At 56.6% G+C, this 17,965-nt stretch carries 17 protein-coding genes; 5 read left to right on the plus strand and 12 right to left on the minus strand.

The genetic code is table 11. From position 1 onward, the window contains the following. Nucleotides 1-211 precede the first annotated feature (211 nt). Nucleotides 212-436 (plus strand): hypothetical protein, encoded by a 225-nt coding sequence (locus AC2TF6_RS23235; RefSeq protein ID WP_491308695.1) that lies wholly within the window; start codon nt 212-214, stop codon nt 434-436. A gap of 114 nt (nt 437-550) precedes the next feature. Here AC2TF6_RS23235 and AC2TF6_RS23240 read toward each other — a convergent pair whose 3' ends face one another. The 5 genes from AC2TF6_RS23240 to AC2TF6_RS23260 all read right to left on the minus strand — a co-directional run bounded on the left by AC2TF6_RS23240 (nt 551) and on the right by AC2TF6_RS23260 (nt 4,111). After that, nucleotides 551-1,294 (minus strand): glycosyltransferase family 2 protein, encoded by a 744-nt coding sequence (locus tag AC2TF6_RS23240; protein WP_491308696.1) that lies wholly within the window; start codon nt 1,292-1,294, stop codon nt 551-553. Further along, a complete protein-coding gene (locus AC2TF6_RS23245) occupies nt 1,291-1,656 on the minus strand; it encodes an HAD hydrolase family protein (RefSeq protein ID WP_491308697.1) in 366 nt (121 codons plus the stop codon). Before AC2TF6_RS23245 ends, AC2TF6_RS23240 begins: the two co-directional genes overlap by 4 nt. Further along, nucleotides 1,653-2,624 (minus strand): hypothetical protein, encoded by a 972-nt coding sequence (locus tag AC2TF6_RS23250; RefSeq protein WP_491308698.1) that lies wholly within the window; start codon nt 2,622-2,624, stop codon nt 1,653-1,655. Before AC2TF6_RS23250 ends, AC2TF6_RS23245 begins: the two co-directional genes overlap by 4 nt. 199 nt (nt 2,625-2,823) lie before the next feature. After that, on the minus strand, nt 2,824-3,213 hold the full coding sequence (locus tag AC2TF6_RS23255; protein WP_491308699.1) for a VOC family protein: 390 nt from the start codon (nt 3,211-3,213) through the stop codon (nt 2,824-2,826). A gap of 58 nt (nt 3,214-3,271) precedes the next feature. Further along, nucleotides 3,272-4,111, minus strand: coding sequence for a phytanoyl-CoA dioxygenase family protein (locus AC2TF6_RS23260; protein ID WP_491308700.1), 840 nt, complete (start codon nt 4,109-4,111; stop codon nt 3,272-3,274). A 190-nt stretch (nt 4,112-4,301) separates the two neighbouring features. Between AC2TF6_RS23260 and AC2TF6_RS23265 the strand changes: the two genes are divergently transcribed. Then, entirely contained in the window at nt 4,302-6,278 is a 1,977-nt protein-coding gene (locus tag AC2TF6_RS23265; protein ID WP_491308701.1) for a carbamoyltransferase C-terminal domain-containing protein, read from the plus strand. Nucleotides 6,279-6,337: 59 nt separating this feature from the next. After that, nucleotides 6,338-8,134 (plus strand): HAD-IIIC family phosphatase, encoded by a 1,797-nt coding sequence (locus tag AC2TF6_RS23270; RefSeq protein ID WP_491308702.1) that lies wholly within the window; start codon nt 6,338-6,340, stop codon nt 8,132-8,134. Between the two features lie 263 nt (nt 8,135-8,397). On the opposite strand, the gene AC2TF6_RS23275 is transcribed toward AC2TF6_RS23270, so the two are convergent. The 3 genes from AC2TF6_RS23275 to AC2TF6_RS23285 are packed head-to-tail and all read right to left on the minus strand — an operon-like array spanning nt 8,398 to nt 11,971. Further along, nucleotides 8,398-9,213: a phytanoyl-CoA dioxygenase family protein gene (locus AC2TF6_RS23275; RefSeq protein ID WP_491308703.1), complete on the minus strand. Its 816-nt coding sequence runs from the start codon at nt 9,211-9,213 to the stop codon at nt 8,398-8,400. A 17-nt stretch (nt 9,214-9,230) separates the two neighbouring features. Next, entirely contained in the window at nt 9,231-11,144 is a 1,914-nt protein-coding gene (locus AC2TF6_RS23280) for a carbamoyltransferase C-terminal domain-containing protein (RefSeq protein ID WP_491308704.1), read from the minus strand. Further along, on the minus strand, nt 11,141-11,971 hold the full coding sequence (locus tag AC2TF6_RS23285) for a phytanoyl-CoA dioxygenase family protein (protein WP_491308705.1): 831 nt from the start codon (nt 11,969-11,971) through the stop codon (nt 11,141-11,143). Before AC2TF6_RS23285 ends, AC2TF6_RS23280 begins: the two co-directional genes overlap by 4 nt. A gap of 236 nt (nt 11,972-12,207) precedes the next feature. Between AC2TF6_RS23285 and AC2TF6_RS23290 the strand changes: the two genes are divergently transcribed. Together AC2TF6_RS23290 and AC2TF6_RS23295 are read left to right on the plus strand one after the other, a co-directional pair. Beyond that, complete coding sequence (locus tag AC2TF6_RS23290; protein WP_491308706.1) at nt 12,208-12,768, plus strand: beta-sandwich domain-containing protein; 561 nt, start codon at nt 12,208-12,210, stop codon at nt 12,766-12,768. After that, a complete protein-coding gene (locus tag AC2TF6_RS23295) occupies nt 12,765-13,763 on the plus strand; it encodes a BtrH N-terminal domain-containing protein (RefSeq protein ID WP_491308707.1) in 999 nt (332 codons plus the stop codon). The genes AC2TF6_RS23290 and AC2TF6_RS23295 overlap by 4 nt, the downstream gene beginning before the upstream one ends. A 74-nt stretch (nt 13,764-13,837) precedes the next feature. Here AC2TF6_RS23295 and AC2TF6_RS23300 read toward each other — a convergent pair whose 3' ends face one another. The 4 genes from AC2TF6_RS23300 to AC2TF6_RS23315 are packed head-to-tail and all read right to left on the minus strand — an operon-like array spanning nt 13,838 to nt 17,931. Then, complete coding sequence (locus AC2TF6_RS23300; RefSeq protein WP_491308708.1) at nt 13,838-14,083, minus strand: phosphopantetheine-binding protein; 246 nt, start codon at nt 14,081-14,083, stop codon at nt 13,838-13,840. Further along, on the minus strand, nt 14,073-15,644 hold the full coding sequence (locus AC2TF6_RS23305) for an amino acid adenylation domain-containing protein (protein ID WP_491308709.1): 1,572 nt from the start codon (nt 15,642-15,644) through the stop codon (nt 14,073-14,075). Before AC2TF6_RS23305 ends, AC2TF6_RS23300 begins: the two co-directional genes overlap by 11 nt. A gap of 29 nt (nt 15,645-15,673) precedes the next feature. Continuing rightward, entirely contained in the window at nt 15,674-16,864 is a 1,191-nt protein-coding gene (locus tag AC2TF6_RS23310; RefSeq protein WP_491308710.1) for an acyl-CoA dehydrogenase family protein, read from the minus strand. After that, the gene (locus AC2TF6_RS23315; protein WP_491308711.1) at nt 16,861-17,931 is read right to left on the minus strand and encodes a BtrH N-terminal domain-containing protein; all 1,071 of its coding nucleotides are present in this window, start codon (nt 17,929-17,931) and stop codon (nt 16,861-16,863) included. The genes AC2TF6_RS23310 and AC2TF6_RS23315 overlap by 4 nt, the downstream gene beginning before the upstream one ends. Nucleotides 17,932-17,965 lie beyond the last annotated feature (34 nt).

Genomic DNA, 17,965 nt, shown 5'->3' on the forward strand with positions numbered 1-17,965 from the left:
TTCGCCGGTCAGACGGATAGAAGAGAGTATGGATCGTTAAAGAGCGCCCTTGGGCGCTCTTTGTTTGTATCCCGGGGCAATGAACAACAAACTCCATGGGCCGGTCAACAAAAGATGAGTGGTCCTCCCCGCCGGCATCGTATGCTAGAAGCAGCTCGCCGCTGCCCAGTGCAGCCAAAATACAAGCCGCAGGCAGGAGGAGAACCTTGACATGAGCTATGATCCGAAACCGTATTCGCTGCGCTGTCACGCCCGGGAGACGGAGCCCGATTCGACGGCCGTCGTCTCCGTATGCGGGCATGCAAAATGCCGCAGCCCCATTTATCAGGGGGAGAAGCGCTGGGTGTATGATGAAGAATGGTTTTGTACCGCCGTATGCCTGGCCAGTTATTTGGGCGCCGTGAAGAAAGTGGTGAAACCCGATTCAGACTCCTGAAAGCAGCGCCGCCTCCGAAAGCCGGGAACAACCAGCCTCGACAAGGTTAGGGTTGCGCCCGGCTTTTGGCCGATATGCCGGGAGTGGAAGAACTCCCCCGGATTCCGCACCGCATCAGGAAGAGCCGGACGCGGAATGAAGGGAAATGAACTCCCGGAGCTCCTCCGGCGTTCCGAGCGGGTGGCAGGTGCGGGCCAAATCCGTGACGATACGGGCTCCTCCGGCAAGCAGCCGGTTATACAGAGGCGCCACGTAATATTCCCCGCCGTCGCTGACGCCGCCGGCGATCGCATCCTCTGCCGCCTGCACGAAAGAGGCTGCGGCCGAGAAGTAATACAGGCCGGTCGAAGCCAAGTCCGATATCACTTCCTTCTCCTTCACGCGCACGACGAATCCCGCAGAATCCAGTTCCACGTAGCTGTATGCGGGATTCGAAGAGGGAAAGACGGAAATCAGCCCGTCGATTCCATCGTCCAAGGACCGGAGAGTCCTGCCAAGCGACGAAGTCATATACGTATCGCAGTTGTAGATCAGCAGGGGAGCCGCCGGATTTAGCGCTCCCTGTGCAAGCAGCACGGTTTCCGCCTGACCACGGGTCACGGAGGGAACCGCAACGATACGCGGGCGGATGCCGTAATCGCGGATCTTTTTTTCCAGATCCCAGACGTTCAGATGCTCCTCCAGGCAAACAAATACAGTGCGGTCCAGACAAATGTGCTCCCGCAGACTGTCCAGTGCCCAGTAAAGCATCGGCTTCCCCTGCACGTCGAGCAGCATCTTGGGCCGGGAGCAGCCGGTTTCCCGGAATCTGCGGCCCGCACCCGCCATCGGAATCACAAGATTCATGCCCGTGTTCATGCCCCTGCGCCTGCCTCAAGAGAGTTCACCCGCTGTGCAGCTTCCTCCCAGCTGCGGAAGGTACAGGCCAGGTCATCGATATAAAGATGACCGTAGGGCTTGCCGAACACGAGCTCGTCGTATACGATCCCGTGATGCTCCAGCCAATCCAGCGTCAACTTGCCAACATTCGCCACTACCTTTCCGACATTCCCTTCACAGGTCTTCATATTGCGGGCCGTATGAATAATAAGGATGTGCCCAGCTTGTTTCAGCGTTTTCAGAGCCTCCGCAGCCCCTGCGACGGGACTTACGTCCGCGTAAGACTGGCCCTCCCTTTTCAACTCGCAAATGGTTCCGTCCAGATCAATGACAATCCTCATCGTTCCGCGCCTCCCCGCTCGTGATCGAAGGCCTCGTACATCAGCCGGGTACCCAGCGCATACAGAGCCAGCTGCCGCTCCTCGCTCTCCCGGTGCAGAGGAAGCATGGAGAGGAATAACAAGGCTTCGATTTTCTTGATCACCGGCAACTCGTATCCCAGGCTTCGAATGAGCCCGTCCCACTGATCCCGTAACCGGCCCTGTTCCTCCGTCAAGCCGATGTGCAGGTCCAGCCCTTTCTCCGTAACCTTCAGCGAGTATCGGTTTCGAACCAGATGCTCGTACCCGCTCAGGCTGTGTCTGATTTTCGCCAGATCGTACCTCTGGTCCCCGTAGAGCCCCCGTTTTCCGAACCGCCCGCGCGGATCTACGAGCTTGATCGTCTCCGACTCCGGATCGTAAAGCATATTCGAGAAACACAAATCCCCGTGGATAATGCAAGCTTTCGGATCGTCCAGCAATTGCAGAAAGTCCGCCCTCTGCTCGTTAAAAATCTTGATGGGGCAAAGCGTCAACCGGCCGTTAAGCCAGTAATACCCCCGTTTAAAAAAGGTCCTCGCTTTTTCGTTCCGCGCCAGGAAGGCCGATACCCTCTGGAACGTTTTGCGGATGTACATGTCCGCCAGGCAAGGCCTCCTCAATTCCCCCGGAAACCGGGAAAAATCATCCAGCAGTCCGGTTATTCCCGCAAAAACACGATCCCACCGATCCGGGTTCAGCTTCTCCTCCACGAATAAGGAGGCCAGCGTCGGACTCGGAATATAGGCAAGCGAAACGTTCACCGGCTTCTGCAGCGAATACGAAAAGATATCCGGCACATAGTGCCTCAACTCTTCGGGCAGCTCCAGATACCACATCGTTTCTTCTCTTAGCTTCTGCTCGTGGCTGCTCGTTTTCGTAATGGCGTTTGCGTCCGGCTCGTACAACACCTGATTAAAACATCTCGCGTTCATTCGGGTTAAAGTCATCACGTTGTGCCTCCTGTCCACCAGCAAGCTTTACCGCCGCTCTTCGATGCTGCCGTTATGCCCTTATCGTATCAGACGGCCCGGAAATACAATCTGCCTCTGTTGCCCGGTTTTCAGAGCTTTTTGCGAATCTTCTCCGAACGCAAAAAAAGGACAGGTCCGGGGGACCTGTCCTTTTTTCAAAAACATGCGTATTCCATTAATTCCGGTTGCCGGAACCGAATCCGATAATGTACCCGTCGATATCTTTAACGGCGAACTCTTTCCAGCTTCCCCAGTCATGATCTTCCACAATCGGCTCAAGCGCAATGGTTGCGCCTTTGGCTTTCAATTCTTCATATAGAGCATCCAGTCCGGAAAAGTTCTCGACATAAGCGTACGTGTTCCAGGTTCCTTTGTTGGGTATCACGTCCTGCGGGTCTTTGGCCTGAATGAGCTTGAAGCCCAGTCCGAAGTCATCCCGGATGGCCCAGACATCATTGACTTCGCACCCCAGGACATCCCGGTAATACTGGTTCGATTTCTCCAGATCGGAAACCAGAAGCACCGTCAATGAATTCTCGATTTTAGCTTTTACTTGCTCGGTCACGTAAATTTCCTCCTAACAAATAGTAGTCTAAAGGTTGCCCCGTTTTCTATTCGACGCGTTAACAAATTTTCCTCTTTTTACTATAAACGAGCGGATAAACCGGGTCCTCCAGCTTGTCTCCGTAATTCATGCCGATAAAGTATTTCGTAAAAATGCCGGCGGCGTACTTATGGCCCATTTCCTCCTCGTTCATAATGCGGGCGTCCCCGTCCACATACATGATCCGGATAATTTTGCGTGTTTCGTTCGTCAGATTGTCCGGCGCGCTATGGAAGGTCCATCCCGCATGGAAAGTCGCGTCACCCGCTGAAACACCGCCGTAATTGTCGATCGGCATGTTTTCCCGGATGGCCGTATTAAGGTGGCGCAGGTCGCCTTTGGTGCGGTCACTCAGTCTGTGGGAGCCGCTGATGAAAGACAGCGCCCCTTCCCCGTCCCGCAGATCGGTCAAATGCAGCCACATGCTGATGATCCGGTCGGTGTTGATCGCGACATAGTTGCAATCCTGGTTCCAAGCCGTATTGCGGTCGCCGGGCTCTTTGAACATCGTGTGGTCCGCAAGGACGCGCACGGATTCCACGCCCATCAGGTCGGCGGCCATTTTAGCGAATTTGTGTGCTGTCGAGAAGCGGTGCATGACCTCGGATTTGTGCCTCATGTTCTCGACGAGGCGGACTTCCTTCCTACCGTCTTTCCGGAAATTTTTCATCCGGATATTATCCTCGTAGCTTTCGCGCTCCACCAAATCGAGAATATACGGCTCGATGTACGCCATCTCATCCGGTCGTACCAGACCACGGAACATGACATGCCCCTTCTCCTGAAAAGCCAGCCGCTGCTTCTCCGGAATCTCTTCTTCCTCCCGTAATCTGCGCAAAGGATCGTTTTCCAAACTCATGTTGCGGAAGCCTCCTTCCATTTTGCTGGGTAGTATTGTTATGGCACTAATGATAGCAGAGACCGCCCACCCGGAATCGGCATTCCTTGAGCGATTTCGCCCAGGCAAATCCGTTTAGATAAGCCGAGTTAGCCGGAAAGCCCGCATGTAAAAATGAAGGGAAACCTACCCTTGGAAAGAAGGTATGCGTATGAAAGACGGTTACTATCTGGCTGCCTACCTGCACATCGACCCGTTCTGTCATCTTCTGAATATTGTGCAGCGGCACGATCAGAACATGGCTTTGTTTCTGAAAACCGGCGGCGAAATCAAGCTGGTCCGCTACTGGGAGCTGGAGAGAGTAACTGGAATGAAGCAGCATGATTTGTCGTTCTACGACCGGGCCCAGGCGATGAGCCTGATCTCTCAGCTGCTTCAGCCTCTCGGGCTGAGCCCGGACGATCTTGTCGAGATCTGGGGCACGCCGGGCCTGGATACACATTCGGATTATCACTCGGCTGACCGCTACCCCCAGATGGCCTACCATAATATCTGCCATCTCTTCTCTTCCCTGCTATCCGACACGGACACGTTCTACAGCTCGGATATTCTGTCCCTGGCGGTAGATACGGCGCCGGATAACGTCGTCACGCCGATCTGGAAGGAAAATACATACTACTATTCGGCCGCTTACAGCCGCAAAGGAAGTATTGAAGTAGTTCCCGTCGAATCACCCGGCATCTGGTGGGGACTGGCCTCCGGCCATTTTCAGAAGCGAGAAGGGACGCTGATGGCTCTGGCCGAGGCGAGCGGTAGCCGGCTGCTGAAGCCGTTCCGCTTGACCCGGGATTTCTCCACTCTGGAGAGAAGATCGTACGGCAAATTCGTAAAGCAGAACATCATGCAGGAGCTGGATGCCCATATCGACAAGTGTGTGGCTGAAGGAGAAGGCATCGGCTTCACCGGCTGGGATCCCTTGTTTTCGGAGCGGGATAACCGGACAAGCATGGCGATGAAAGAAATTCAAGCCATTACGATCGAGATCATGCAGTCCGCCATCGACAAGCTTATCGAGCAGTTCGGGATCGTTCCCGAAGAGACGTACTTGTCCTTGTCAGGCGGCTACACGCTGAACTGCCCGACCAACAGCCGGCTGATGAAGCATTACAAGTTCAAGGGCTTTATCGCCCCTCCTTGCGTGAACGATTCGGGCATTTCGCTGGGAATGGGCTTGTTTGCATTCTATAAAAAATCCGGGGAAACACGCCTCCGTTTCAAGCTCGGCCATGCTTTCTACGGAACTTCCGGGGACAATCCCTCTCTTCGTCCGGCGGACGTTACGAGGTACGATCCGTTCATAGAAGAACTCTCGGACTATACTCCGGAGCAGGTTGTCCAAGATATCGTCGAGGAGCCTGTCGCGTGGTTTCAGGGCGCTTCGGAGATAGGACCGCGTGCGCTCGGACACCGTTCCATCCTCGGCGATCCGCGCCAAAGCCGGACGAAGGATAAAATCAATGAGTGGAAGCAGAGAGAGTGGTGGCGTCCCGTAGCTCCAATCGTGCTGGAAGAACAGGTCGGTGACTGGTTCGAGGACGCTTTCGCAACGCCGTACATGCTGCATACCTTCCGGGCCAAACCGGACCGGCAGTCCCGCATACAAGCAGCCCTCCATCTCGATAAGACGGCCCGCGTCCAGACGATCGGTCCGGCGCATGAGCGGTTGTATCCGGTTCTCCGGTCCTTCTACGAACAGACGGGAATTCCTGTGATCTGCAACAGCTCTCTGAACGGCAAGGGCGAGCCCATCGTGGACCGTTTGGAAGAAGCGCTGAATTTCTGCCTGCGCAAAGGCATCCGGGTTCTTTACTACAACGATAGCCGGATCGTCCTGAAGAACCATCCTCTTTACATGGCCGCAGAACCCGAGAAGCGTGTGTTTGACGCCGATCCGTTCAGCCCCGAAGAGAAGAAGAACCTGCTCGCTGCGCTCAACCCCCATGGCGTGCCTGTCGAGGTTCTGCTGTTCTGGAAATACAACCTGGAGTACGAATCCGAGGTCGTTTACGATATTACCCGGCCGGAGGATGCCCAGCGTCTCACGAAAGCAGGAAAAATTTTCGGGAGTCTTTCCAGTTATAAGGACCTGATGACGGATTTCATGAATTTGCAGCAGGCCCATACTTAATCCTTCTGCCCCGAAGAAGGACTGCACACTTACCATTTCGTCTAAAGAGGGTGAATGAATTGGATACAACCGCGGAACCGATCAAGCTCGTCATATGGGATATGGATCAAACCTTCTGGAAAGGCGTAATTTCGGAGGAGCCTGTCCTCCTCGTTGAAGAGCACATACAGGTGTTGAAGGAACTTGCGCACCGGGGAATCATGAACTCCATATGCTCGCTGAATAGCTTTAAGCAGGTCAAAGATATGCTGGAGGATCACGGCTTGTGGCATTATTTCGTGTTTCCGGAAATCAACTGGAATCCGAAAGGCAAGCTGATCAAGAAAATCATAGCGGGCTGCAAGCTCCGTCCGCAAAGCGTCCTGTTTATCGACGACGAGCCTTCGCATCTGCACGAAGCGCGTTTTGAAAATCCCGGCATCCGGACCTGTACGCCGGACCAAATCCGCACACTGCCGGATCTGCCCGAACTGCAAGGATCGCCCGATCCGGAGCTCAAGCAGCTGGAGAAGTTTAAGATTTTGGAGAAGTCGGCCAAAAGCCTTGGAACATCCGGCTCTTCTAATGTACAGTTTCTTAAAGACAGCCGCATCTGCGTGGACATTGTGAAGGATTGCCTTCCCCATCAGGAGCGCATCTTCGAAATGATGTACAAAACGGCCCAGCTCAATTTCACGAAAAACCGGATCAGCCGGGACGACCTGCTCCTCCTCATCGAAGACGCCTCCGTGGACACCGGCTGCATCCATGTGCGCGACCGGTTCGGAGATTACGGGATTACCGGGTTTTATGCCCTTAAGGACAATCGGCTCCTCCATTATTTCTTCTCCTGCCGAATTATGAATTTCGGGGTGGAGCAGTGGCTCTACCACCACCTCGGCACGCCGGAAATCCAAATTGCAGGGGGAGTCGCGTCTACTCTCAAAAGCCCCGCGCCCCCTACCTGGATCACGCATGTTTCCTTGTCCGACCCTGAGCCTGCCCAAAGCGGCGGGATCCGCTGTCTGATCAAGGGCGGGTGCGATCTGGAGCAGGTCCAGCACTACCTGAACTTCTACCGGTCGTTCGACTGGGAAACGGAGTACTGGTATCTCAATGAGAACTCCGATCAGCTTCGCAACGACCATACCGACTACATCGTTCAAGCACCGGTGTATACGGAGGAACAATTGGACTGGCTCACACGGACGTTTCCTTTCTTCGATGGGGGAATGCTGCGGACTTCCATGTTCGAAGACCGCTACGATGTGGTCATTTACAGCGTGCTGCTCGACTACAAAGCCGCCGTTTACCGCCCCAAACGGTATCCGGAGATTACGCTTGCTTTCGGCAGCCACTACCTGCCTCTTACGGACGAAAGCAACTTCGACCTCGTCATTGAGCGGACGTTCATCGAGCTCGATCATTCTACGCTCCGGACGGCCAAGGAGGAGCTTGAATTCACGGGGCCGCTGAGCGCCGGGAAGCTTGTCGAGAACCTCGCCTGGATCCGCAGCAAGCTGCCGGAGAAAACCGTGCTCATCCTTGTGAACGGAAGCGAGGTGCCGATTTGGGACCGGGCCGAGACGGACATGCACGTCCACCACGCGGCCATGAACGCTGCGCTGAGGAGTTTTACGGAAAAGCAGGCGAATACGTATCTGGTCGATGTGGGCCGGATTCTCACAAGTCCGCAGGACCATACGGATAGTCTTACGCACTACACGCGGAAAGCGTACAAGCAAATTGCCGAGGCCATTGTCGACATTATTGAAGAGAAATTCGGCATGGATGCCAGCCTCGACAGCAAGGATAAGCGGGAAATGAAGCTGATGGAGATGATGATGTCGGAATATGTACCTTCCCAGTACTTCTGACAGATCTTGACGGCAGGGCCAAAGGTTAACGGACTTGCCCCCGGCACCTCATGCGGTGCCGGGGGCAAGTTCGTTTTTACGCCCGGATGCGGCGTACGCTGCCGCAGGCGGCCCAGCGGCCCACCATGGGCGCCCGGGCTAGGCCACGGTAAGGCGCCGCAAACGGCTCTGCGCGCTGCCGTCCGGCTCGCGTGACACCCCGGATCACGGGACACTCCGGCACGAAAACAGGTTGAGGAAATTGTCCTCAACCTGTTTTCGTTTCAGGAGTGCAGCAGCGGGAAATGTACGCCCTGCATATAGTCCCCGGGCCGCATGTCCGGAAAATGCGCGGAACCGATGACGGTTTCCCGGAGTTCCTTGTTCTCGCCGGGGTCCAGCATTTGTACGCCGTCTTCCACGTACGTGACGCTGTATACTTCGCGCACCCGGTCCGTTTCGTTCGGATTTGCGTTGTGCAGCACCCAGCCGGAGTGAAAGGTCACATCGCCCTGCATCATGGCCCCGTAATGGGCGTACTCCATGTTCTTGCGATGGGCTTCTCTCATATGACGGGAGTCTCCTTTGGTTCGGTCAGTCAGCGTCTGCGATCCCGAAAGGAAGCCCATGGAGCCCATTTCTTCCGGCAGATCGATCAGCGGAATCCAGATGGTCGTCGTGTGATCCGTCCCGATCAGCGTGTGATTATGATCCTGGTGCCAGCCTGTCGCCTTATCGCCAGGCTCCTTGAACACCGCATAATCGACGTAGAGACGTACCGCCTCCACGCCCATCAGCTTGGCGGCTGTTTTGGCAAAACGCCGGGAGAAAGCGAGATGAGTCAGAAACTGGCTCCGTTTCCAGAGATGCGACACGAGCATGCCCTGCTTTTTGTCCCCTTCCCTGATCGAGAGGTGAGAGTCCTCCTGATACATTTTGCCGGCCAGATTGACGATGGTTTCCCTGAAATGCCGGATTACCTCCGCTCCAATCATGCCCCGGATCATCAGATGGCCATTGGCTTGATAAGAATCGATCTCTTCCCGGGTAAGCTTGTATTCTTCCTGGAGCAAGGCAAGCGTTTGATAGGCATGTTCCATTTATTTTCCTCCTGACTTTAGTCGAGCTGCTTCGCATACATGGCTTTGAATCGTCTGATTTCTTTGGTGATCGCCTTGACATGGACGGCGTCGGTAAGATCATAGGTCCGGTCCGGGTTGCGCTCCACGATCAGCTTGTAGTATTTCAGCAGGTCCGCCGGAATTCCGTGAGGATTGATGAGCTTCCAGGCGGCTTCTTTTTCGCTCCCGTTCAATACATTCATCCGCACGCGCCGGGTCAAAGGTTCCGTCTCCCCGTAATCGGAATGATTCCGGAATTCAACTCGGATTCCGTTAAAATAAGCGACACGGATTCCTTTGCGCAAAGCGAAATTCACGGATTCCTCCAGCGTATCGATGATCGGTTCCCCTTTGTCGTTCAAGGACGTATTGCACAGCATCGGAACCCCGGTATGCTCGTAAAAACTGCGGAGCACTTCATGCAGGGCGGGGTTCACTCCCGCTTCTACCGTCTGAACCCGGGCGGTTCCGTCCAGGTGGGCGATGGCCGGCACCCGTTCCCGCTTGTCGCCGCGCAGCGTAAAGGTATGCAGCATGAAAGGGCTCGGATACGCGTCCTCGAACCACTCCCCGAGTTCCGATTCCAGCATGACGGGAGCGACGGGACGCCACCACTCCCGCTGTTTAATCTCATTGAGCGCGTCCTTCGTCCCCGCGTCTCTCGGATCTCCTAGAATCGAACGGTGGCCGAGCGCCCGCGGTCCCATCTCGGCTGCGGCATCGAACCAGAGAACCGGCTGCCGGATCAGATCCTTTACGATTTGGCCGGAGTCCATCTTTTTCACCGAATGAACAAAAGGGCTGTACGAACGGAGCAGGGGCTCCAGTTCTTCATCGGTCGTCCCGGCGTAGGCGCTTTCCAGTTTAAAGCGGAAGGAGGCAGGGTTCATTTTCTTATAAAACGCATACAGCCCCATTCCGAGGGAAATCCCCCCATCGTTGACGCAGGGCGGCGCCATAAACCCGGCAAATCCGTATTTCCGCATCAGATGGCTGTTCGTGGGACAGTTCAGGACGTACCCGCCCGCAAGCGCAAGCACCGTTTCCGAGGCGTCCAGCCCGCAGCGTTCTAGAATTTCCTCCACGTTCCGCTCCATGATGGAAATCGACATCGCCTGAATGTGCTTCATGACCATGCTGATTTTGTTCTCTCTCTCCGTGAAGCGGGGATCAAACCCGTTAAACCGCGTTCCCGCATCGGCAGGGGTCAGCCCGTCAATAAACTCAAGCGCTCGGAAAAAAGCCTCCACGTCTCCGTCGTAACGGTCGGACAGCACGCTGAGCGTTCCGAACGGCTCCATGTAAGCTTCGCTCTTACTGGCGGCCGAAAGCGCCATCAGTGTCCCCGGCTGGAGGGAGTACCTCCGCATGGCCCAGTACCACAGCGGTCCCGGAGACGAGACCGGGAACATCTCGATTTCCCCGTGGCGGACCACACAGCCGGAATAATAAGGCTTCGTCCGGGCATGCGGGTCCAGCAGCGTATCCGGACTGTCGTCGACGGCAAGCCCCAGGATTTGACCGTTGAAGAAAGGCTCCGTATCCAGCATGACGGCGGAAAACAAGTGCGCCATACTGTGATAGGTCAGCTGCGATAGATCCGGGATGTAGTCCTCGCAAGTTTGCAGCTGCGGCGTGCCCCACACTTCCGCCATATCCTCCAGACTTAAGCCGCAAGTCCCCAGAAGACGCCCGATCAGCTGCTCCGCATGGCTCTTGTCGTAAAAGGAAAACGCGTGCTGCTTCATTCCCGTCAGCCTCTCCACTTCCCAATACCGGACCAGCCGGACCTCGCTGCCGCTTTTATGAAACAGGGCCAGGTTCTGATCGTGCCTGCCCATGTTCATATCCAGCAAATGATCCAACGGATCGATGTGCAGGTAGGCCGACAAATAATATCCGTCCTTCACGGCTTCTCCTCCCCGTCCCGGTCCACGTCGTAAACAAGCGGAAAGTCTTCTCCGGCCGCCAAGTCCCCCCGGCTGTATCCGTTCATGGCATGAACCCGGTGCTTGGACTGCTCGAAACCCGGAAGTTCCTCCGGATCGATAAACCTTGCCCCGTCTTCGAAGTACATGATCGTCAGCACCTCGCGTGTTGTGCCGGACCGGTTCTCCCCGGCCATATGCAGAGTATTGCCGGCGTGAAACGTGACATCGCCCGGATTCATGGGCCCGGTGGAATACATCGGCAGCTTCAGGCGGGTGGCCGTCCGAAGATTGGCGGCGTCCCCCTTCGCGCGGTCGGTCAGACGCTGGGAGCCGGAGATAAAGGTCATCGTGCCCATAGCCTCCGTTACTTCCGTCAAGGGCATCCACATGGTGACGGTCCGGTCCGTATCGATCACGATATGGTTGTTGTCCTGATGCCACCGCGTGTGCTTGTCGCCCGCCTGCTTGAAGACGGCAAAGTCGCCCAGCACCCTGACCCGGGACACTCCCATCAGCTCCGCCGCCGCTTTCGCAAAACGCCGTGCGGTAACGAACCCGTATACGTCCCGGCTGAAATTGCGGAGATCCATGACCGTCAGCGATTCTTTGCGGCCCCGGTCGTCCCTCTCCGGCCAGATTTCCCCCCGGCTGACACGCTGCTCTACCGCACCCGCGATGACTTGCCGGAAGCGGGCAATCGTGTCCGGAGGAAGAATCCGGCGGAGTCCGACATGTCCGTTCGCCCGGTAATTCTCGACGTCTTCCCGTTTCAGCTCGTAAGAAATGTCGAGCTTTTCCCCATTCATCTAGCTTCACCTCTCTTAACGCTGGTCTCTGAACTTCATAGTAGCACTCCCCGAAAAGGCATGATCTGCCTGTTTTGCTCATTGCTTGCGTTATCTTGCTCTCTTCGCCCTGCCTGCGGTTTCAGCCGCATCCTCTCCGTGACTCGGCTTTTACCGAGGAAAAATTCAGCGAGCGATGCCGAGCCTGCTGGCCGGCTGGCCGTTAAGATACAGGGAGAAGGAAAGGAGTGACGTGCATGTCCGAACATTTTATGCCGCTTGACTTGAAACCTTATTTCAACCGGAAGGGGGCCACGGGAGAAGGAAACTACGGATCGGGCGGAATCACGCTGCGCGGGCTTTCATACCCGGAAGAGGAAATGCCCTTCGGGCAGCCGTTTACCGTCTCGTCCGTTCCGTTTCGCCTGGAACGCACGGAAGCGTTCGATCACCTGGAGACGACGGGGCAAACCTGCCGCTTTCCCCCCTTCAAAACCGGAGCCGTTCATATTCTCGGTGTAGGAAGCGACGGAGACATGACGACCACCCTCGCGCTCATGAAAGGGGGGGAAATCGTGACGGAGAAGAGCTTCGGGCTGACTCTTCATATGGCCCATGAAGCTTCATTCGACAATGTTTGCGCGGTCGCGTGCTCCAAATCCAACATGCCGTCCGGGCCTTTTCCCCATATTCAGCTCCGCTTGTGGGCCGCCTCCGTGCTTCTTGAAGAAGCGGCAGATATCGACGGCATCCGGTTCGAAGACCACCCGTGCATCCGCATCTTTGCCATTACGCTGGAAGGAGCTGAACGTTCATGACGTTTACGATTCACCGGGATCCCCGCCACAACTGCCATTTCGTCAATCTGGCCGCCATGCTGAAGAGAGAAGACATCGAAATCAGCCGTGTTTACACTCAGACGGGCTTGTTTTACAAAGACGACAGCCGGACGACCGGGAATTCCACCTTTTTCATCCTCTCCCCTTACTTCCGCGAGCTGTATGCGCATATCCGTTCCCGGTTCGGCATCATCTGGACAGAGAAAAATATCGCGGACACCCCTGCATACGTAGAGGAGATCCGCCGGATTTTGGGGCAGGGAAGCAAGAGCGTCGGCGTAACGGGAGATGTTTTCGAGCTGCCTTACTGCCCTTATTATCAAAACAGCAACTCTTTGCACGAGTTTGAAGTGATCGGATACGAGAACGGTGAATTCGAGGTCTGCGACCATTACTACCAGTATCACGGCTTTATAAAAGAGGCGGACCTGCAAGGCATTTTCGCCCGCTCTCTCCCATCCCTTTCCCTTGAGTCTCTCCGCCTGTATGCCATCAGGACGGCCGCGGACTATATCCCCTTGTCCCCCAGCCAGGAATGGAAACGGATCGTAGCGGAAAATTGCAGCGCTATGGACGGAAGGCTTCCGTATGAGTTCTCGCAGCCGGTCTCGGGCGGAACTTGCGGTCTGTCAGCCTTTCCCGATTTAAGGCGCAAATTGAATGAAATCTTCACCCTGTCTCCACAGGAAGCCGATCCGGTGCTGGAACATCTGTACCAGCAGGTCCGCGAGGTGGGCAATTCGCGTTATCATTTCGGCACGTATTTGAAGCGGCGCGGTGAACAGGAAGCCATCCGGCGCGTCTTCGAGGCCGAACAGAGCTGGATGATCGCCGCCAACCTGCTCATCCGGGCTTCGCTGACTTTCGATTTTGCCCAGCTTGGCCCCCGCATTATGGCCCGCATCGATCAGGCGGAGCAGGCCGAAGCGGAGTCGCTCGCTTTTTTCAAGAACCTGCTTGAACAACTGGATTAAAGGAACCGCATGCGGAAAAGTCCGCCGAAAAAACCTCCACCCGTCAGGAAAGGAGGTTTTTTCGGCGGACACTTTTACCTGTTCAGGCCGGCTTCAACCAGCGATACGATGCTGTCGATCGTGAAGAAATTGGACGTCAGTAGCTGCTCCTCCGGAAAAGCGATACCGAAATGAATTTCCAGATCGACAATGAGCTGCATAATATTCATGGAATCATACCCGTATTCAATCAGATTGCGGTCGGGTTCGACGGGTTTGTCCAGCCGTTTGATCCCGCCGAGAATATCCCGCACGGCTGCCGCCACCTGTTCACTGCCCATCACATTGGCCTCCTTCCTCCTGCGCGGCCAGCGCGCGTTTATCCAGTTTGCCGCTGGGCATCACCGGCATGCGCCCGATCCGCTTGAATTCGGCCGGGATAAACGGCCTGGGAAGCTTTGCGGCAAGCATATCCACCAGAGCCCCGGCCGGCAAACTGTCCTCCGCTACATAGTAAGCGGTCAGCGAACAGCCGCCCCCGGGCGTCTCCCGGGCGGTTACGGCTGCCGCCTGCACAAGCCCGGATTGTAAAATCACGTGCTCGATCTCGCCAAGATGCACGGTGTTTCCGTTGATCTTGACCATATCGTCGAGCCGGCCGAGCGCTTCCAGCCGGTAATCCCGGTTCCAGCGGGCGAGGTCTCCGGTTTTGTACATGCGCGCTCCCGGAACGAGCGGGTCTTCCCGGAACTTCTCGTCCTGAAGCGCTGGACGGTTTATATACCCTCGCGCCACGCCGTCCCCGGCTATGCACAATTCCCCGGTGCTTTCCGGCGGCAGAAGCTTCCCTTCATCATCCAAGATGTACACGCGCGTATTCGCGATGGGGGTCCCGATGGTGACGGACTCCCCGCCGGTGACCTCCTGGAGGGTGGACCACACCGTTGTCTCCGTCGGCCCGTACATGTTGTACAAGCGGGCCGCCGTGACGCTTCTGAGCCGCTCCACCAGATCACCTTGCAGCGCCTCGCCTCCCAGCAGAATCGTCCGGAGGCCCGCCAGGCCGTCCAGCGCGGCGCCGGACTGCAGAGCCTGGCGCATCCGGGTCGGGGTGATCTGCAGCGTATCCACGCCGTGACGCAGCAGCGTCTCATTGAACACACGGTGGCTCAGATGAGCGGCTTCTCCGGCTATGGCGATCTTCATCCCTTTTACAAGCGGAAGCAGGCTCTCCAGCACAAAAATGTCAAACGACATGGTCGTCTGCGCAATCATAGTCCTGTCCTGCGAGAAATCAATGCGGGCGGATACTCCCTCGATGAGGTTCACGACCGAGCGGTGCTCGATCATGACTCCCTTGGGCACTCCCGTCGATCCCGACGTATAGATGACGTAGGCCAGATGCTGAGGCCCCGATTGAGGAGGAAGGTTGGTTCTATCCGCCTGTCCGGCGTTGTCCGCTTCATCTCCGGCTGCCTGGCGAAGGTCCACATACGGTCCGTCGAACAAGGACGGGTCGTACAGCCCGGGGTCTCCCGCCAGAACGGCAGCTCCGCTGTCCTTCAGCATGAACGCGATGCGCTCCCGGGGAAACAGCGGATCAACGGGCAGATAGGCTCCACCCGCCTTCAAGATGCCCAGCATACCGATAAAAAGACTCGGAGATCTGCGAACGAGCAGCCCTACGATCGTATCCGGGCCGACGCCCTCCCGTTTTAACCGCCTGGCCAGAAGATTGGCGCGGGCGTTCAGCTCCCCGTATGAAATCTCGCCGCTTTCGCCGCACAAAGCGATCCGGTTCGGACAGCGCTTTGCCCGCTTTTCGAACAGCTCCTGTACCGTCACTTTCGGAATAGGCAGCTTCGTGCGCACCCATTCTTGACAATGTTTAAAAAAGGGCACTCTTTCCCCTCCGTTTCTGAAAACACGCTTTACACCCACCGGCTCCGAACCGGTACGATCCCCAGCTTGTCTTTGGCGATCAGCTCGGCCGCGATATCGGGCTGGGGCGCGTGGAACTGGCCCGCTTTTACATCCGTGTACAAGGATGACAACGTATGTCCCGACGACAGACTCGACACGCCCGCTATTTTCATCGCCAGGTTCACGACCGATTCACTCGCTTTCAGCACATACTGCATGGTCACGAGGCTGCAAACGTTCGTTTCCCGGTCCCGGGCGGCAGCGTCAGCCGGCTTTTGCATACAGCCGTCCATAAACGTGCAGAGCCTGGCAATCTGGGAAAGGCTGGTTTCGACCAGCACGACCATTTCCGCGAGCGTGAACTGGACCCCCGGGAAAAAAGCCAGAGACCGGCCCGTGTGGGGCACCTTTTGACTGCGGCACGCGGTTTCGGCCTGCTCCATCGCCAATCTGGCCATTCCCAGATAGACGGACGCTTTGCTGAGCCGGTACCAGTAAGCGAGCAGCGCCGTCTCTGAAAAAGCTCCGGCCCCCTCGTAAATGACGCGTTCCTGCGGGATATAAGCATCCCCGAACGAGAGGCTGTTGCTGAACGTTCCTCCCATCGCGATGCTGTCCCAGTCTTCGGCCCGGATGACGCTGTCCCGGTTCTTGTCGATCAGCAGGATGACGATCCGCTTCTGTCCGCCCTTCTCCTCCGCTAACGCATAAAGGGGAAGATAGCTGACGAAGGGTTCGAGCGATACGAACTTCTTCGTTCCGCTCAGCCGGTAGCCTCCGCTTCCGTCCTCCGCAGGCCGAGCCCTCAGGGGAAAGGACCCGAAGTCCAGCCCCGACGGCCGGATAAAATACAGATTGGGGTCGTTCAGGGCGCCCAGCAGAGCGCCTTCCCCCTCTATCCGGGCACGCAGAAAGGCCTGCTGAGATTCCGAAAGAACCGGCCACAAGCCTCTTACCGTATACGCATGCATGGAAAATCCAAGGGCGGTGTGGGGGCACCGGCTGGCGAGGCCGCTCATAAACTCCGCGTAATCTCCCGGACCGAGGGCAGCCCCGAGAGAGCCGGAATCGTGAAACCACGTATGGCAGCCTTCCGAAACCAGCCAGTTTACATTGCAGGCGATATCCTCCGCGGTCTTGGCGTATGGCCTGAGCTCATGCAGCCGGGCAAGCAGGCCTTGTACACGGCGATCCGTCATTGCAAACCTCCGGGCAAACCGTAAGCCCCGTGCGCCTTGTGCATCTCGCATGCCTCGTCCGCCTTGTGCGTCTCGCATGCCTCGTGCGCCTCCGCTTGCGCGCCAAGCTCGTAAAGACGCTGGGCCAGCTCTTCCTCCGCATCGGCAAGCCGCAAAATCCGGCTTCCTACTTTTTCGAGAGAGGCGGCCCGGTTTTTCATGTAATAAGATTTCAATATCAAATGTTCCGCGGTCTGCCAGAGGTCCCCGCATTCGTACAAGCGGCCGGACAGCTCTTTAAGCTCTTCCACCCCGCTTGTACGGTGCAGGCAGGCCAGCGTTTCCGAAAACTTGTACCGGTTGACGGCTATCGTATGCAGCTGCAGAAAGAGGGGCGACGTCTGGAGCCACGGGTATTTTTCAAGCTCCGCCTGAACGTCCAGCCCCTCGGCCACCTCCCCCGCAAATCTGCGCATGGCGTCGAACGCGTTTTCGCCGGAGGCCCTGTCCAGCATGCACGATGCCGCATCGCGGACGATCTCGCTCCAGTGAGGCGGGATGAACGGGTCCAGCCGGTCAAAGGTGTAACAGATGACAGACGCCTGCTCCAAGTGAAAGAAATCGATGCTTTCCGTACGATCCGAAAACAAAGAGTCGATACAATCGAACCTCCCGCCCGACTCGTCGTAAGCCGTGATCAGAAAATTGTGCGGAAGGCTCTGCTTCCGGTACACGGGATGAAACGGGCACCAGAGCGAATCCATTTCTACGCCGGTCGGCTGGTTTCTTCCGAGCTCCTTGCGCACGAGGTCCGCCAGTTCACCCATGTTCCGGGGTCTATGCGTGTTCAAGCGGATGCCGAAATACCGTTCGATGTGGTAGGCAAGATCCCGGTCCGGATAGCTTCCGTTGTACAGCCGCTCTCCGACGGATTTGCCGCCTTCCTCTTCCCGGGACTTGAATTCAAAGCCCCAGGAACAGGCGAAGTGAAGCGGCTCGTCCCGGTCCCACATCGATGCCGCGGAGACGATCATATGCTCAAAACAGTTCAGCAGCTTATTCCCGTAAGGAACCCGCTTCAGTTGCATAACCATCCTCCTTTATCGGTGGAGCGGTACGACC

The organism is Paenibacillus sp. JNUCC 35 (assembly GCF_058269095.1).

What these genes read in the sequence shown, in the direction of transcription:
- AC2TF6_RS23235 (WP_491308695.1), top strand. Translation starts at nt 212, where the DNA reads ATGAGCTATGATCCGAAACCGTATTCGCTGCGCTGTCACGCCCGGGAG.
- AC2TF6_RS23240 (WP_491308696.1), bottom strand. Translation starts at nt 1,294, where the DNA reads ATGAACACGGGCATGAATCTTGTGATTCCGATGGCGGGTGCGGGCCGC.
- AC2TF6_RS23245 (WP_491308697.1), bottom strand. Translation starts at nt 1,656, where the DNA reads ATGAGGATTGTCATTGATCTGGACGGAACCATTTGCGAGTTGAAAAGG.
- AC2TF6_RS23250 (WP_491308698.1), bottom strand. Translation starts at nt 2,624, where the DNA reads ATGACTTTAACCCGAATGAACGCGAGATGTTTTAATCAGGTGTTGTAC.
- AC2TF6_RS23260 (WP_491308700.1), bottom strand. Translation starts at nt 4,111, where the DNA reads ATGAGTTTGGAAAACGATCCTTTGCGCAGATTACGGGAGGAAGAAGAG.
- AC2TF6_RS23265 (WP_491308701.1), top strand. Translation starts at nt 4,302, where the DNA reads ATGAAAGACGGTTACTATCTGGCTGCCTACCTGCACATCGACCCGTTC.
- AC2TF6_RS23275 (WP_491308703.1), bottom strand. Translation starts at nt 9,213, where the DNA reads ATGGAACATGCCTATCAAACGCTTGCCTTGCTCCAGGAAGAATACAAG.
- AC2TF6_RS23285 (WP_491308705.1), bottom strand. Translation starts at nt 11,971, where the DNA reads ATGAATGGGGAAAAGCTCGACATTTCTTACGAGCTGAAACGGGAAGAC.
- AC2TF6_RS23290 (WP_491308706.1), top strand. Translation starts at nt 12,208, where the DNA reads ATGTCCGAACATTTTATGCCGCTTGACTTGAAACCTTATTTCAACCGG.
- AC2TF6_RS23295 (WP_491308707.1), top strand. Translation starts at nt 12,765, where the DNA reads ATGACGTTTACGATTCACCGGGATCCCCGCCACAACTGCCATTTCGTC.
- AC2TF6_RS23300 (WP_491308708.1), bottom strand. Translation starts at nt 14,083, where the DNA reads ATGGGCAGTGAACAGGTGGCGGCAGCCGTGCGGGATATTCTCGGCGGG.
- AC2TF6_RS23310 (WP_491308710.1), bottom strand. Translation starts at nt 16,864, where the DNA reads ATGACGGATCGCCGTGTACAAGGCCTGCTTGCCCGGCTGCATGAGCTC.
- AC2TF6_RS23315 (WP_491308711.1), bottom strand. Translation starts at nt 17,931, where the DNA reads ATGCAACTGAAGCGGGTTCCTTACGGGAATAAGCTGCTGAACTGTTTT.